19 protein-coding genes are annotated in these 15,171 nt (G+C 57.7%); 9 read left to right on the top strand and 10 right to left on the bottom strand.

Annotated elements, in window-relative coordinates; translation table 11 throughout:
- Nucleotides 1-468 precede the first annotated feature (468 nt).
- The gene (locus tag QZN75_RS08735; RefSeq protein ID WP_292427474.1) at nt 469-693 is read left to right on the top strand and encodes a hypothetical protein; all 225 of its coding nucleotides are present in this window, start codon (nt 469-471) and stop codon (nt 691-693) included.
- 374 nt (nt 694-1,067) lie between these two features.
- Here QZN75_RS08735 and QZN75_RS08730 read toward each other — a convergent pair whose 3' ends face one another.
- Nucleotides 1,068-1,490 carry a hypothetical protein gene (locus tag QZN75_RS08730; RefSeq protein WP_292427472.1) on the bottom strand — a complete coding sequence of 141 codons (423 nt, stop codon included), beginning with the start codon at nt 1,488-1,490 and terminating at the stop codon, nt 1,068-1,070.
- Nucleotides 1,491-1,748: 258 nt separating this feature from the next.
- Nucleotides 1,749-3,146: a DNA-directed DNA polymerase II small subunit gene (locus tag QZN75_RS08725; protein WP_292427469.1), complete on the bottom strand. Its 1,398-nt coding sequence runs from the start codon at nt 3,144-3,146 to the stop codon at nt 1,749-1,751.
- Between the two features lie 143 nt (nt 3,147-3,289).
- Between QZN75_RS08725 and QZN75_RS08720 the strand changes: the two genes are divergently transcribed.
- The 3 genes from QZN75_RS08720 (at nt 3,290) to cofH (QZN75_RS08710) (ending at nt 6,069) form a co-directional block, all read left to right on the top strand.
- Nucleotides 3,290-3,922 (top strand): LysE family transporter, encoded by a 633-nt coding sequence (locus tag QZN75_RS08720; RefSeq protein ID WP_292427466.1) that lies wholly within the window; start codon nt 3,290-3,292, stop codon nt 3,920-3,922.
- Between the two features lie 62 nt (nt 3,923-3,984).
- Complete coding sequence (locus QZN75_RS08715; RefSeq protein ID WP_292427463.1) at nt 3,985-4,947, top strand: S26 family signal peptidase; 963 nt, start codon at nt 3,985-3,987, stop codon at nt 4,945-4,947.
- A gap of 24 nt (nt 4,948-4,971) precedes the next feature.
- The gene (gene cofH, locus QZN75_RS08710; RefSeq protein WP_292427462.1) at nt 4,972-6,069 is read left to right on the top strand and encodes a 5-amino-6-(D-ribitylamino)uracil--L-tyrosine 4-hydroxyphenyl transferase CofH; all 1,098 of its coding nucleotides are present in this window, start codon (nt 4,972-4,974) and stop codon (nt 6,067-6,069) included.
- Between the two features lie 65 nt (nt 6,070-6,134).
- Here cofH (QZN75_RS08710) and QZN75_RS08705 read toward each other — a convergent pair whose 3' ends face one another.
- Entirely contained in the window at nt 6,135-6,434 is a 300-nt protein-coding gene (locus tag QZN75_RS08705; protein WP_292427458.1) for a YunC family protein, read from the bottom strand.
- Nucleotides 6,435-6,557: 123 nt separating this feature from the next.
- Here QZN75_RS08705 and cofH (QZN75_RS08700) point away from each other — a divergent pair, with 123 nt between their 5' ends.
- Nucleotides 6,558-7,646, top strand: coding sequence for a 5-amino-6-(D-ribitylamino)uracil--L-tyrosine 4-hydroxyphenyl transferase CofH (cofH, locus tag QZN75_RS08700; RefSeq protein ID WP_292427455.1), 1,089 nt, complete (start codon nt 6,558-6,560; stop codon nt 7,644-7,646).
- 57 nt (nt 7,647-7,703) lie between these two features.
- Here the strand turns inward: cofH (QZN75_RS08700) and QZN75_RS08695 are convergent, their stop codons facing one another.
- From QZN75_RS08695 to QZN75_RS08685, 3 genes are read right to left on the bottom strand one after another with little or no spacing between them, the layout of a single operon-like run.
- Nucleotides 7,704-8,258 carry a flavodoxin family protein gene (locus tag QZN75_RS08695; protein ID WP_292427452.1) on the bottom strand — a complete coding sequence of 185 codons (555 nt, stop codon included), beginning with the start codon at nt 8,256-8,258 and terminating at the stop codon, nt 7,704-7,706.
- A complete protein-coding gene (locus QZN75_RS08690; RefSeq protein WP_292427449.1) occupies nt 8,255-8,716 on the bottom strand; it encodes a DUF123 domain-containing protein in 462 nt (153 codons plus the stop codon). Before QZN75_RS08690 ends, QZN75_RS08695 begins: the two co-directional genes overlap by 4 nt.
- Entirely contained in the window at nt 8,709-9,311 is a 603-nt protein-coding gene (locus QZN75_RS08685) for an MBL fold metallo-hydrolase (RefSeq protein WP_292427447.1), read from the bottom strand. The genes QZN75_RS08690 and QZN75_RS08685 overlap by 8 nt, the downstream gene beginning before the upstream one ends.
- A 34-nt stretch (nt 9,312-9,345) precedes the next feature.
- On the opposite strand from QZN75_RS08685, the gene thiC reads away from it, so the two are divergent.
- Nucleotides 9,346-10,641 (top strand): phosphomethylpyrimidine synthase ThiC, encoded by a 1,296-nt coding sequence (thiC, locus tag QZN75_RS08680; protein ID WP_394339500.1) that lies wholly within the window; start codon nt 9,346-9,348, stop codon nt 10,639-10,641.
- A 200-nt stretch (nt 10,642-10,841) separates the two neighbouring features.
- Here the strand turns inward: thiC and QZN75_RS08675 are convergent, their stop codons facing one another.
- A complete protein-coding gene (locus QZN75_RS08675; RefSeq protein ID WP_292427441.1) occupies nt 10,842-11,279 on the bottom strand; it encodes an LEA type 2 family protein in 438 nt (145 codons plus the stop codon).
- Between the two features lie 206 nt (nt 11,280-11,485).
- Between QZN75_RS08675 and QZN75_RS08670 the strand changes: the two genes are divergently transcribed.
- Nucleotides 11,486-11,665 (top strand): hypothetical protein, encoded by a 180-nt coding sequence (locus QZN75_RS08670; RefSeq protein WP_292427439.1) that lies wholly within the window; start codon nt 11,486-11,488, stop codon nt 11,663-11,665.
- Between the two features lie 271 nt (nt 11,666-11,936).
- Here QZN75_RS08670 and purE read toward each other — a convergent pair whose 3' ends face one another.
- Nucleotides 11,937-12,329, bottom strand: a complete 393-nt coding sequence (purE, locus tag QZN75_RS08665) for a 5-(carboxyamino)imidazole ribonucleotide mutase (protein ID WP_292427435.1) — start codon at nt 12,327-12,329, stop codon at nt 11,937-11,939.
- A gap of 55 nt (nt 12,330-12,384) precedes the next feature.
- Here purE and QZN75_RS08660 point away from each other — a divergent pair, with 55 nt between their 5' ends.
- Nucleotides 12,385-13,515: an alanine--glyoxylate aminotransferase family protein gene (locus QZN75_RS08660; RefSeq protein ID WP_292427433.1), complete on the top strand. Its 1,131-nt coding sequence runs from the start codon at nt 12,385-12,387 to the stop codon at nt 13,513-13,515.
- Nucleotides 13,512-13,973, top strand: a complete 462-nt coding sequence (ribC, locus tag QZN75_RS08655) for a riboflavin synthase (protein WP_292427430.1) — start codon at nt 13,512-13,514, stop codon at nt 13,971-13,973. Before QZN75_RS08660 ends, ribC begins: the two co-directional genes overlap by 4 nt.
- A 241-nt stretch (nt 13,974-14,214) precedes the next feature.
- Here the strand turns inward: ribC and phoU are convergent, their stop codons facing one another.
- Together phoU and QZN75_RS08645 are read right to left on the bottom strand one after the other, a co-directional pair.
- A complete protein-coding gene (gene phoU / locus QZN75_RS08650) occupies nt 14,215-14,865 on the bottom strand; it encodes a phosphate signaling complex protein PhoU (protein ID WP_292427427.1) in 651 nt (216 codons plus the stop codon).
- 9 nt (nt 14,866-14,874) lie between these two features.
- Nucleotides 14,875-15,171, bottom strand: a 297-nt coding sequence (locus QZN75_RS08645) for a phosphate ABC transporter ATP-binding protein (protein WP_394339499.1), incomplete at its 5' end; no start/stop codon positions are given.

Genomic DNA, 15,171 nt, shown 5'->3' with positions numbered 1-15,171 from the left:
GTTTATACACAGTTGGATGCCCACACAATGGGCAGACTCCGGCAATTTTTCCGGCACTCCTACCACCAGTTTGCACCATACAAGATGTCTTTTAAACTTTACACTATATAAAAATAACAGTTATATCTCTTATTGTATGTAAAATCTATACGACATTGCACATCTGGGTTCTGGTGCATCTGCGGCTTCCCGCACACTTTCACGCCTCGCACGGCCGTTGGGGCACTGTTGAGAAATGCGCTTCATAAAATAGTATACTATTCTGGATTCTAAAAGGTTAATCGGACAAAGGATATGGGAGATTTCAGAGGGTGAAAAAGAGCAATAAGAACATTAAATGAATACTACCCTACGGACTGTGATTTGCCTGTGAGAACCGAGAAACGCAAAAGAGAAATGCATGGGGACCCGACGAGGGCAGATGATAGATCGACAACTTCATGCACTACCATCCAGAAGATATCCGTAATGGCAAGTAGACGCAAAAGTAAGAAGATAGTCCGGCATTGGAAGCCACAGGTCAGGCGCGAAATAAAGATGCTACCGGCAACCGTGATATTCTCCTGCCCTAAGTGCGGACGGCGATACGATATCAACGTCGCCAAGGAGGACATTCCCCTGGCAAAGTTCCATTGCCCGTACGATGGGGCAGAGTGCGATAAGATCCCAATTTCAAAAGATAACCTCCTTTAGGTGCCATGTAATATTAATGCCATCCGCCGATGAAAACGCCAAAAGAAACGCATGGTGTGATGCACCGCCTCATGGGTGGGGGGTGACCCCCCTGCTGAGCGGACAGAAGGGGCGGGGGTACCCCCGCCATGATCATAAGAGGAGGGACTACCCCCTGTCTGGCAAGCGTCCGGGAACCGGGGCGTCCGGCGTAACGTCCATGAAATTCCATGCGAAGCACGGGTCATGGTGCTGGAAACGAGGGGGGGTACCCCCTCCGTTTTCCTAAAAGGATGGGGGTGCTGCCTCCGGAAAAATAAATGATGAGGGGGATCCCCCCTCTCCCTCCGGCCCTTTACCGCGGTGCAGGGCCTGAATCTCATCAGCAGCGCAGGTTATTTGTGGCGACCGGATCCCGTGGAGTCACGAAGGTTCTTGTCGCCGCGCCGGACTTCCATTTTCATGGTGCCGTCGGACTGCATGATCCGGACCATATCAGGCTCTGCGGGTTCGGCCGTGACCTCCGGTCTGGCTGCGCTCTTCGGGCGGATCACCATATGGGGCTCCACGGGTGCGGCAACGGGCGCGGGTGCGGCTGTGGTATTCTCCGGCGCCGTTTTCAGGGTTCCCTGAACGGTTGGTTCCCGTGCCTGCGGCTGCCGGTTTTGCTCCCCGCCCTGCTGGGCACGCTTCATGGCGATGGCCTTGATGTCGAGCATCTCCGCCATTAGTCCCTTGACGAGCGCTTCCATCTCTTCGGTCTTCTTTTCGAGTGCTGCAATCCGGTCATCCGGCCCGCCGGTTTCTGAAATCTCCATACACGTAATCAGTCTTTTCTGATGAAAGTCTTTGTTCCCCCATGATTCGATCTGTGGGTCAGGGTGTACATACAGAACCCTCCAGCATCCCCCCGACAGGGTAACAGCAGGGGCAGGTTTCCGGCCCGGGGATTTCCCGGGGCTGCCTGCCCCAAACACCAGAAGCCCCGCTTCTGATAATCCACAACGATTTTTTCTTATTATCGCAGGTTCCTGACCGTGCACGGCACGTCAGGGTAGAGCGTTCGGGAACGATCCTTACAAAAACGAAAACGTCTCCGGTACCAGCGTCTGGAGATCCACCATCACGGCCTGCGCCGGCGTCGGGTTCACGTTCATCTGCTTCTGGAACGCGGTCTGGGACTGCCATGTGCCCGCGTTGATACCGAGTACCCCGCGATAGTTTGTCAGCCCCGTGATATGGATGTGTCCCGTGTGGAGGATCTCCGGGAGCGGGTCGATGATTAAGCGGTCGGTTTTTCCTGCGGCAATCGGGGTGCGCCCTCCGTAGGCAGGGGCGAGGTGCCGGCGCTGGAGCATCTCCTCCATCATCTTCCCGCCCTGCTCGTAGGAGGCCCCGGGGATGAGCCCGATCATGTCATCGATCGACCTGCCGTGGTACATCAGGACCCGCACGCCCTGCAGGTTCACAAGCGCCGGGTTCTCGACGAGCATACAGTTCTCGGGGAACTTTTTCGTGAACTGCGCCGGGATCACCGGCTGGGGCTCGGCGCCCCGCACCACGTCGTGGTTGCCCGGCGCGACGATGATCTTGATCCGGTGCGGGATCGCACTGATCAGATCGCCGAACGCGTCGTACTGCTCATAGATGTTTTTGATGGTCAGTTCCTGCTCCTGCCCCGGGAAGACCCCGATCCCGTCCACGAGGTCGCCTGCGATCAAAAGGTAGGAGGCCCCTGATTCCGTGATCCAGTCGACAAACCGGTTCCAGGCGTCCCGAAGAAACGTATTGCTTCCCACGTGGACATCGGAGATGAAGACAGCCTTTCCCGGCTGTTCGCTCAAGAAAGGCTTGTTGTCGATCCTGATATCAGGCCGGAACATCTGCTCGGCAAAGAAGAGCCTGCCGTCGTTTGAAAGTTTGCCCTTGACGCCTATCACCTCGTCCGGGATCAGGCGCTCGGCATCGGCAAAGACCGGCCGGTCCTTCCGGAAGAGCACCGAGAGGTTTGCTGTGGTATCTTCCAGTTCTGCGATCCGGTGGCCGTTTGTCGTGGTCTTGACCTCGGCGACCATTCCGATCACGGTGCACTCCTCCTGCCGGTACCGGGGCGAACGGGTGAGCCCTTCGATCGGCATCGCCCCGCACCGTCCCCGGATCATCCCCCCGAGCCGGCTGTACCGGTCCCGGAAATAGTGGAGGTAGTCAGCCGTGCCGTTGACGCTTCCCGATGTGCCGGGGCTCCCGGAGACGATCTCAACCGAGGGGTCGGTCAGAAACCGCATCCCGTCGCGGGTGGCGCTCATGCCCGGGATGTGCTTTGCCGAAACCACCACGGTATCCTCCGGGACGCCGGCGATGATGCGATCGATCAGCTCCGGGTTGTCCTGCTCCTGGATGTACCTCACGACGTCGGGGTGCACCTGGAGCCGGGTATCGAGGAACCGGAGGGTGATCTGCTGCGCATCAAGCATAACGTAGTATATTGCAGCACTCTGGAAAATAATCATATCATCCTGCACGTGTCCCCCCACGGCATCGGCAGTGGGGAATCCTTGATATCATCCTCCGTCAAACCCTGTTCACTTCGCGGGTGCCCCCCGCTCTCCCCGATACCATGCTTGATACATTCCAGATGTTTATCCTGGCATTTGCCCTCGGCCTGACCGGCGCCCTCGCACCGGGCCCCACGCTCGTCGCCACCATCAACGCATCGGTTACTGGAGGCTGGACGATGGGTCCCCGGGTGACGCTCGGCCACATGCTCTCCGAACTGGTTATCGTTATTTTAATCATTGCCGGCCTCGCAACCGTTGCCCTGCGGTACACAACGGCGGTTGCCGTCATCGGGGGTATGGCGCTCGTGATCTTCGGTATCCTCACGATCGCAGGGAGCCGGGGGGTCTCGCTCGCAGGCAGCGGCAACGGGACAGCAGCCGTAACGGCAAACCCGTACTTTGCCGGTTTTTTCACGAGTGTCGCAAACCCGTATTTCTGGATCTGGTGGCTCACGGTCGGGAGCGCGATGGTGATCGCAGGGCTCGCCGGCGGGATCATCCTCGCCTGTGTGTTTATGGCCGGGCACTGGTGTGCGGATCTCGGGTGGTATACCGTGGTATCGACCGGCATTTCCAAAGGTAAGGCCCTCCTCTCCGACACCACGTACCAGCGGATCATGATCGCGTGCGGCATCTTCCTTGTCATCTTCGGGGTTTATTACCTCGTGCGGGTCGTTGTACCGCCGGCCTGATCCTCCCTGGGGGACAGGGTGCGGTATATTAACAAAAAACGCCAATAAAGAACGCTTAAGGAATGGCAGAGAAAGAACCGTCGCGGTATATCCGCACGATGATCCATAAGTTCAGGACGAGCGAGCACTGGGCGGTCTCCCTTGCCCGCGACATCCTCTGGGTGGCAGCGGTCGTGGGCGGTATCGCGCTCGCGCTCTACCTCGTCTGCGGGACGTGGCCGGCGGTCGTTACCGTAGAATCGGGGAGCATGGAGCCCCACATGAATATCGGCGACCTCGTTGTCGTGGTGCAGCAGGACCGGTTCGGCCCCGTCCAGACATGGAACGAGGCAAAGACGACCGGGTACCAGAAGTTCGGCGATTACGGGGACGTGATCATCTACCGCCCGAACGGCGAGACCGACTTCTGGGCACAGATCGGTCTTCTCCCGCTATCAAAGCAGCACCCGATCATCCACCGGGCCATGACCTGGGTCGATGCAGGAGATCCCGAACCGTCGTATCTCAACCCGTACCGCGGGAATGTAACCCCCTCCGGGTATATTCCGCTTGTGACGACCAATACGACCGTGTACGGGTACTATCTTCTGTACCCCGCCAATGCCACGCCACCGGAAAATATCTCTTCCGATGCGAAGGGCATGGGATTTTCCACGGCCACCCAGAAATACTTCCTCCCCGAGCAGTACGTGACAAACGGGTCCGGGTATCTCAGGTACGGCGATGCAACGGCGCATGGTGGCTACATCACCAAAGGCGATAACAACCCGGTGAGCGATGAAGGGTACCTCACGGTCGGCGATATCACGATGATTGAACCGGTCGAAAAAGAGTGGGTCGTCGGTAAGGCACTCTTTACCATCCCGCTCGTGGGCTTGCTCCCGCTCCATATCTGGGAAGTGGTCATCGTCGTTATAGCAGTGATGGTTGCCTGGGACTGGTATGCAAAAAGAAAGGAAACGGCATCAGGTAAAAAGGCCGGGAAATCCAAAAAACCGCAAAAGGGTTCCCGGCAGAAAAAATAACCCAATACTAATGTCGTGACGACAATGACACCCGCACATACCCTATTCACCACACTCCTGCGTGACGTACAGGCCGGCCACCGGCTCACACCAGACGAAGGTGAATTCCTCATGAAGACGACCGGCCGCGACGTGTTCCGCGTCACTGCGGCTGCAGACGAGGTGCGGGAGGAGAAAGTCGGTGATATCGTCACCTACGTCAGGAACCAGAACCTGCACGTCACGAACATCTGCAAGAACCTCTGTGGTTTCTGCGGCTTCGGGAAGAAAGCGACCGATCCCGGGGCCTACTGCCTGGACCTGGACACGATCCTGGCCGGGACACGGCTGGCACAGGAACGTCATGTCACCGAGATCTGTTTTCTCTCTGGCGTCAATCCTGCGTTTGACCTTGACAGCTACACCGGGCTGCTCACCGCGGTGCACGAGATCGCCCCGGCAATCCACCTCCACGCGTTCAGCCCGGACGAGGTAGCGCATGCGGCAAGAAGGAGCCGGTGCACCACGGCGGAAGTTCTTGCAGCCCTCAAAAACGCCGGCCTCGGCTCTCTCCAGGGAACCGCCGCGGAGATCCTGATCGAATCCGTGCGGAAGGTGATCTGCCCCCGTAAAATTTCCGGCGCCGAATGGGTGCGGATCATCAAAGAGGCGCACGTGATGGGCATCCGTACATCCGCGACCATCATGTACGGCTCGTACGAGTCCGCCCGCGACCAGGTGGATCACATGGCGATCGTGCGGGAGATTCAGGACGAGACTCACGGTTTTACCGAGTTCATCCCGATGTCCTATATCCATACCAACACCCCGCTCTTTATGCAGGGGATTGGGCGGGCCGGGGCAACGGGGAGAGAAGACCTGCTGATGATCGCCGTTTCCCGGCTGTTTTTGGACAATTTCAACAATGTGCAGGTCTCGTGGGGCAAGCTGGGGCTCAAGATGACGCAGCTTGCGCTCCTCTGCGGGGGAAACGACCTTGCCGGCACAATGTTCACCGATGAGGTCTCCGTGGATGCGGGCGCAGGTGATGCCAGTTATCTCGATCCGTCGGTCATGGAACGGATGACGGCGGATCTCGGGCGGACGCTCCGGCAGAGGACGACGCTGTACGATCTCGTCTGATCCGCTGAAACGGCGAAAATCTGTTAAAAACGGTTTTTTGGGTTATTGCCAGGATTCGGACAATATCACAGCAGTTCCAGCGCCTGCTTGCCGGTCATGCCGTTTATGATCCCGCGCCCCATCGCACCCCGGTTAGTCTCTTTTACGATACCGGTGAGGATATCATTGGTGTTCACGATGGACGGCCCGATCGCGGGGCGGACTTTTGCCGCGGGGTAACTGAATGAGTCCAGTGCCGCCACATCGAAGGCTCCGCACCCGACCAGCCCCACATCGGTGATAATGGCTACGAGATTTGCCGGTCCCAGCGGGATGACGTACCCGTTGGCAACCTTATGCGACAGATGAACGGTGACCTTTTCCATAACTCTCCAGAATGCACATTGGCGTCGCTGTGTTATAAGTATAATGCGGCCATGCACGCCTTAAGATAGGTTTACGTTAAGTATGACACAGTGTGACATACTGGACAGATGGATGGAACCGGTATGGATACAGACCTTTCAACGATGCTCTCTGATGCAACAGGTGGACACCGGATCAGTGAAACGGATGCGCTGCGGCTCTTTGGGACACGCGACCGCGATGTCTGGAAGATCACGGCATCCGCCGATGAAAAACGGGAAAACGTCGTCGGCAATGCGGTCACCTATGTCCGCAACCAGAACATCAACGTGACCAACCTCTGCATCAATGCCTGCGGTTTCTGCGGCTTCTCCAAAAAGCCGGGCGACGAAGGGATCTATTTCCACAACCGGCAGGTCATCGAGGAGAAGGCACGGCTCGCGAAGTCCCGGGGCGTATCCGAGATCTGCACGGTCAGCGGCCTGCACCCCGCATTTACCGCACAGTCCTATATCGACACCTACCGCTGGATCAGTGAAGCGGCCCCGGGAGTACACCTGCACGCGAGCAATCCCATGGAAGTCGCATATGCGGCACAAAAGAGCCAGATGACTACAAAGGAAGTGCTCTCGCAGATGAAGGCGGCCGGTCTTTCGTCGATGTGCGGGACGGCAGCAGAGATCCTTGTGGATCCGGTCCGGGAGAAGATCTGCCCGCAGAAGATCTCCACCGAAGTGTGGGTCCATATCATCCAGGAGGCCCACCACCTTGGCATTCCAACGACGGCGACGATCATGTACGGTCACTGCGAGAGCGATAATGACCGGGTCCGGCACCTCGCGATCCTCCGGCAGATCCAGGATGAGACCCGCGGCTTTACGGAGTTTGTCCCGCTCTCGTTCATCCACATGAACACCCCGATCTTTCGGAACGGGCAGGCCCGGGCGGGAGCGACCGGCCGCGAGGATATCCTGATGGTCGCCGTCGCACGGCTTTTCCTTGACAATTTTAAAAACATCCAGGTCTCGTGGGTCAAAGAAGGGATCAAGATGGCGCAGCTGGGCCTTATTGCCGGGGCAAATGACCTCGGCGGCACCATGTTTGAGGAGAGCATCTCGAAAGGGGCCGGGGCGACCAATACGGACTACCTCGACCCGGCCGAGATGCAGCGGGTGGCAGAAGACCTCGGGCGGACGCTGTGCCGGCGCACGACGCTTTATAATCGGGCTTGAGTGAAGTGTTCCCAGACGAAATAACCGGGAAAAGAAAGGATTGATGACGGGCACTGTCTAATCGTGATTGGGCAGGAGCAGCCTGACGATCTTGTCCCCGGTCTTTTTTGCATGCGCCACGGCTTTTGCATCGTTCATGACATCCCCCTCATCCGTTCCGGTACCGGTGACCGCCCCGAGGGATGCAAACTCGTGGGCGCTGAGGAACCCTTCGATCGTTTTTACCGTCCGTTCAGCACCTGCCGAGGCGTTGACCGCGACCGCGATGCCCTTTCGGCCGGCGAGCTTGTGGTCATGGTAGAGTGAGTACGTGCGGTCAATGAAATTCTTGAGCTGGCCGCAGATATCGTAGTAATACGTGGGCGAACCGATCACGAGCACCTCGCAGTCCAGCACCTTCTGTGCAATACTCCCCCAATCGTCTCCCTCGATCACGCACCACTTCTTCTCTTTGCATTTCAGGCAGCCCAGGCACGGGTGGATCTTTTTCCCGGCAAGGGAGACAAATTCCGTTTTTATGCCTGCCTCCTTGCACTGCCCGAGGATCACCTTGATGAGCTGTGCGGTGTTCCCCTCTTTTCGCATGCTGCCCGACAACCCGAGAACTTTCATAGGTTACCCTTTGTTTTGGGGGTAATGATAGTTTTGATCCGGGAAGAAAGCCCGAGCCCGGAAAACGCCATGACGATCTCGGCCTGCGGGTCGCTGCTCCGGTACAGGAGATGGGACGGGCAGCCGCAGTCGCTGCACCCGAACCTTTCCACTCCGGGGCCTCCCCGGGCAAGGGCGGATGCGAACCGGCATTCGAAGCGCTCCTGTGTCTGGGCATACACGGCATACGTGAGCCGGAAGCGGGGATCGGTCAGCAGGTAATCGATATGCCATTTCGGCCGCTTGTCCCTGTGCTCCGCGAGCCTCGTATGGCGTTCGAGCCGTAAGAGGCCACCGGGCCCGAGGGCAGATCCGATGTAGCAGTGCCAGCCGGCCGCAAACGCGAGGTTTCCGAGCGCCCCGATCCGTACGGTACAGGCAGGATTTTTCAGAACGAGGCAGTAAATCCCCTTATCCATACCCGCCCTTCATGAGCTGCTGTGCTGCTGCGATGTGCCGTTTCCCGCCGCAGTCCACCGGCTCCCCGTGCCCCGGGTAGAGTCCCTCCACGTTGAGCGGCGCAAGCCGGTCAAGGGACTTTGCAAGTGCCTGCCGGCTTCCCCCGGGGAAATCGTAGCGGCCGAACGCGCCGTCGGTAAATACGGTATCGCCGCTGATGAGTACTTTGTCCTGTTCCGACCAGAGGCTGATGCTTCCCGGGGTGTGGCCCGGCGTGTGGATGACCAGAAGGCCCCCGATCGTATCCCCGTCAGAAAGCACGATATCCGGCACGATGCCGGGCGAGCGGGCGCCAAACTGCATCGAGAGACTTTTCCCGTCATCGATAAGCCCCCCGGCATCGTCCCGGTGTATCGCGATCTTTGCTTTACACATGTGGGCGATCTCCTTGACATGGGCGATATGGTCGAAGTGGCAGTGGGTCAGGACTATGGTATCGATTTCATCTTTGTACGGCTGGATGGCCATCGGGAAAACACCGGCATCCACGAGGACCGTGCCGAAAATATACGAGTTTGCGAGTGCCCCCTGTTCGGGAATCCACCTGACCTTCATGCACAATAATAAAGCATACCAACAGATGTTTGTTATGGATATGCTCATCCGCAGATGCTCTTCTTCTGTTCCCGATCACGTAGTGGAGGCTGCACGGGCAGAGGGCATGGACGCGGAACAGATGGCCCGGCTCGTGGCTGCCGGGCGGATCGTGATCCCGGCAAACCCAAAGCGACCGCACCGGCTCTGTGCCATTGGCGAGGGGTGCACGGTCAAGGTGAACGTGAACGTCGGGACATCGGGCACCCGGTGCGACTTTGCGCTTGAGGAGAAGAAGGCGCGAGGAGCACTCGATAACGGGGCCGATGCGATCATGGACCTCTCGACCGGCGGGGACCTCGTGGCAATCAGGAAAAAGATGCTTGCCCTTGACACCACGGTGGGCACGGTGCCGGTCTACGAGGCGGTGCGCCGGGCGGGTAACGCCGCGGATGTCGATGCCGACCTGCTTTTTAAGGTCATCCGGGAGCACTGCGAGCAGGGCGTGGATTTCCTGACGCTTCACTGCGGTGTGAACCGGCAGGTGCTCGACGCTCTGAAACAAGACCCGCGGCTTATGGGGGTCGTGAGCCGGGGCGGGACGTTCCACTGCGCGATGATGATGCTCCGGGACGAGGAGAACCCGCTTTATTCCGAGTTCGACTATCTCCTTGAGATCCTCGCGGAATATGACGTCACGATCAGTCTCGGTGACGGGATGCGGCCCGGCTGCCTGCAGGATGCAGGGAAACTTGCAAAATCGGTGGAGTACGTGACGCTTGGGACGCTTGCGAAACGTGCCCTTGCTCACGGAGTCCAGCGGATGATCGAGGGGCCGGGGCACATGCCGCTCGACCAGGTGGGCTACAACGTGCGGATGATAAAGGAGATCACCGATCATGCGCCGCTTTACCTGCTCGGGCCCATCGTGACCGATATTGCGCCGGGCTATGACCACGTGGTCTCGGCAATCGGGGGAGCGGTTGCCTGCCAGAACGGTGCCGATTTCCTCTGCATGGTCTCGCCAAGCGAGCATCTGGCGCTTCCTGATGTTGACGATATCATCGAGGGGACCCGGGTCGCAAAGATCGCGGCGCACGTGGGGGACACGGTGCGGCGCCACGAGGGATACAAAATGGAGCGCGAGGTGCAGATGGCGGAGGCCCGGCACGACCTCGACTGGGATGCACAGTTCAAACTGGCGATGTACGGTGACCATGCAAAGGCGATCCACGTCAGGGACGGGGAGACCGACACCTGCTCGATGTGCGGGGATCTCTGTGCGATCAAGATGGTCCGGGAATTGTTTGAGGGAAAAGACGGGAAGGGGAAGGATTCGTCACATCCCTGATCCCGTCTCATATTTTTACCGTTTTTCGATCACTGTAGTGCACGAAAACAGACAATATCGTGCATTATAATGTAACAAATGCATGAAAAATGTAAAGGGCATGCGGGAGGTGAAAACAAGCGGATGCTTGTTTGCCGCCATTCGTCCGGGTTATGGGGGTTCCACTCCCACCCATGTGATTTTCCGGGCCGGTTTGTACTTTAGTCCTGCTTTTTCTGCCCGGTCATCATCCCGACAATCTCTCCTGCCGTGACCTGTACGGTCCGGGAGAAGGGGATCTCTTTTGGGATCATCAAAAATTTTATTTTGGCGGTCCCTTCTATCGTCACTTCGATTTTACCCCCCGCAACAAACGCCGAGAGCGCCCCGGGAAGGGCTGCGTTGTGCGAACTGACCCGGACCGGAAGGACAGTCGCGGTACCGGCGGCGATCTTCGCGCTCCCGGTATCCCCTTTCGCGATCACGATTGATGTCCCGGCGCTCCGGTAGGAGACGGTAAACGGGCATGATCCAAGGATCGCGCCCACCGGGTTTTTGTTTTCCACCCGGATCGTGACTGCAAGATCGACCGTGGAAAGGGAGATGTTTTCAAGCGCAACGCCTTCGAGGCTCACGACCGGATCAGACAGGACAGGCATCGTACCACCATAGGGCGAAAAGGGAGATAATCCTGCCCGTAAAGAATGGCGGGACGGTACAGTTTACCGCCGATGGCGAAACTCTCACGGGCAACCTTGTCACAGACAGCATCAGTTCGATCGCGGCGACCCTGCAGAACGGTTCGACACGCTCGGGCTTCATCAATTCCGCAGCCCTGATACTCGATGCCACGAGCTCGTGGACCGTGACCGGGGATTCGAAGCTAACGAGCCTTTCGGACACGAGCGGTATTTCGGGAACGAGCATCACCAATATCTACGGGAACGGCCACACCGTCACGTATGACAAGAGTCTTGCGGCCAACAGTGCGCTCGGCGGGAAGACGTACACGCTGAATGGCGGGGGAAAGCTCACGCCGGCGTAATTTTTTTTGTTTTATCCGGAAAAATTCCCGAGTTATTGTATGACGCTCTTGGGGGCTGCCGCCCCCGCCACTGATGCATCCCCCATTTGCGATGATGCTGTATTACCTTTACTCATGTAGGCACTCGATGCGGGTAATACTGAGGCATCGCATACGCCCCCGCCCCCCTTGGGGGGCAGGGCTGGCGTGAGGGGGGGCAGCAGCATGCCAATAAAATCAGGAAATTTCAGATTACGAAAAAACCGATGAGAGGGAAAAGGGATATCCGGTTTTATTTCTTCGCCAGCTTCAACATCCGGATCGCGAGGTGTGCCGCATTGTCTCCGTTGTCAACACCCACGCACGCGACCGGCACACCCTTTGGCATCTGGACGATCGAGAGCAGGGCGTCAAGGCCGTTTAACGTCGCGCTGACCGGCACGCCGATGACGGGTTTGTCGGTCTTTGACGCGATCACACCGGGCAGCGCTGCAGAGAGCCCGGCGATGGCGATGAAAACTTTACAGGTACTGCTTTTGACATACGCATCCAGCTTATCAGGGTCCCGGTGGGCAGAGATTACCTGGTAGTCCCAGGAAACCTTGTGCTCGTCAAGGACTTTCATTGCCTTGTCGGCAATCGCGGCATCGGATGCTGATCCACAGATAATTGCTACGTCTGCCATATAAGCCATCCAAACTTATATCCCGTCTATATAAATATACTATTGGCAGATTCACATGGAAAAAGAATCACTCCTTATGCTGCCGGGCCCGGTCCCGATGCCGGAACGGGTCAGGTTCGCAATGTCACGCCAGGCAATCAACCACAGGAGCGCCGAGTTTGGCGCGATTTATGCGGACTGTGTGAGGATCTTAAAGACCGCATTTGGAACAACAAACGATGTCGTTGTGATCAGCGGTTCCGGCACGGCCGGTATGGAAGCCGCGGTCGCAAACTTCGGCAGGGATAAGGAGATTGCCTGCTTCGTGAACGGCAAGTTCGGCGAACGACTCTACAAGATCAGCCAGCGCTATGGTAAGGCGCACGAGATCAAGTCAGAGTGGGGAACGCCGTTAAATCTTGTGGCGCTCGAAGAACAGCTCGAAGCGGGTGCAGAGATCGTCACCCTCGTGCACAACGAAACCTCTGCGGGGATCAAGAACCCGGCAGCGGAGGTCGGGAAACTGGCACGCAAGCATGATGCGCTCTTTATCATGGACGGGATCACCTCAGTTGGCGGCGATGTTTTTGAAGCCGACAAGTGGGGTGTTGATGTTGCCATCGTCGGTTCGCAGAAGTGCCTTGCCGCCCCGGCCGGGCTTGCCGGTGTCGCGGTGAGCAGCCGGGCGTGGGAGCGGCTCACCAAGACCCCGCCGTTCTATCTCGATCTTGCTGCGTACAGGAAAAGCGCTGCCGGAAAGCCGATGGAGACCCCCTATACCCCGGCCGTCCCGCTGTTTTTGGCGCTCCGTGAGGCCTGCCTCATTGTCGAGGAAGAAGGACTTGCGAACCGTATCGCCCGCCACCAGAAGATGGCAAAAGCGGTCAGGGCCGCCGCACAGGCATGGGGCCTTTCCCTCTTCCCGAAACTCGATGCAAAGCATGAGTATGCCAACACAGTCACCGCGATCTCGTATCCTGAGGGTGTCAAGGATGACGATGTCCGGGCGACCATAAAGAAGATGGGCATCATTATCGCCGGTGGCCAGGACCACCTGAAGGGCAATATCTTCCGTATCGGGACCATGGGTGCCGTGAGCGCCCCCGAGATCCTCGCAACCCTCGCCGCAACCCAGCACGGCCTTAAAAAAGCCGGCTACAATGTCAAAGGGAACGGCGTCGAGGCCGCTGCTGAGGTGCTGGGATGAAGGTTGGTGTTGCTGACACCACCTTCTCACGTGTCAACATGGGAGCGATCGCCATCGATGAGCTCAAAAAGCACGCGAGTGTGGCGATCGAACGGGTGACCGTGCCGGGAATCAAAGATCTGCCAGTCGCCTGCAAGAAACTGATCGAAGAACGCCGGTGCGAGATCGTGATGGCGCTTGGGATGCCGGGTGGCAAGGAGAAGGACAAGCTCTGCGCCCACGAGGCGTCGCAGGGGCTCATCATGTGCCAGCTCATGACCAACCGCCACATCATCGAGGTGTTCGTGCACGAGGACGAGGCAAAGGACGACCGGGAACTCGCGTGGCTGGCCGAGCGGCGCACCCGGGAACACGCGGAAAATGCGGTAAAGCTCGTCCTTCACCCCGAAGCCCTCACAAAAGAGGCCGGCACCGGCCAGCGCCAGGGGTTCGAGGATGCCGGGCCAGCCCGCAGGTAAAAACCATCTACAGATGTATGAGGGAAATATTGGTCATCAACCACTAACTTATCAGAATTTCTCCGCAGTACTTTCTCGGAACCCGATGGTCAGTTCAATGACCCTGTACCTCCCGCAGCCGCCAGAGCGTTTCGGGGTTCACCCATCTGTCTCGCAAAATGATTCTCATTAAATGGCTCCTGCAACAAGTGGCGTGGTTTACACAGTCTTTTTTCATATCCGCTCCTACGAATCCATTACTTTATTTGATCTCGATTCTCTCGCCGGTCTCCAAGTATAGGACGTTCTCGGCGATCTTGCAGGCATGATCGCCGCAACGCTCGAGGTACCGGGCAATGATGATGTAGAACGTGGCCTGCGTGATGGTCTTGGGGTTCTCCATCATGTGCGTGATTGATTCGCGGAAGATGGATTGGCGAAGTGCGTCAACCGCGTCGTCCCGTGCGGAAAAACCGTCGAGAATCTTTTTGTTGTCCGTCTCGTAGGCCGTGATCGCATCGTCGATCATCGCAAGCACGTACTCCGACATGAGGGGCAGGCTCATCATGTTCGCGATATGGGGCTTGCCGACGATCTCTTTTACGATCTTTGACGTGGATTTGCCGTACCGTCCGATCCGTTCCGATGCAGCGATGACCTTGAGAGAGCAGACGATCAACCGCATATCCTTTGCCATCGGCTGGTTCAGGGCAATAAGCTGGTAGCAGGTCTCTTCAAGCGTCACCGTCATTTCCCGGAGCTGGTCTTTTCGGTCAATAACCGTTGTCGCCAGAGCGTCATCCTGCTTGATGAATGCCTCCTGCGAGTCCTGCAGCATCGAGAAGGAAAAACGAGCCATCTCCGAGACGCCTTTTTTAAGGTCCTTGAGTTCCGTGTGGAATTTGTCAGTCATGTTCCCTCCTCACCCGAACCGGCCGGTGATATAATTCTCGGTCAGGTCTTCTTTTGGGTGTTCGAAAATGTTTATCGTCCTGTCGTACTCGATCAGTTTACCCAGGTACATGAACCCGGTATAGTCACTGACACGGGCAGCCTGCTGCATGTTGTGTGTGACAATGATTACCGTGTAATCTTCCTTGAGCATGTCGATGAGGTTCTCGATCTTTGCGGTTGCGATCGGATCGAGCGCCGAGCAGGGTTCATCCATAAGGATCACTTCGGGACCCACCGCAAGGGTCCGTGCGATGCAGAGCCGCTG

The sequence above is a fragment of the Methanoregula sp. genome (genome assembly GCF_003170075.1).
Lineage (GTDB): Archaea > Halobacteriota > Methanomicrobia > Methanomicrobiales > Methanospirillaceae > Methanoregula.
This window is presented reverse-complemented; position numbering and strand designations above follow the sequence as displayed.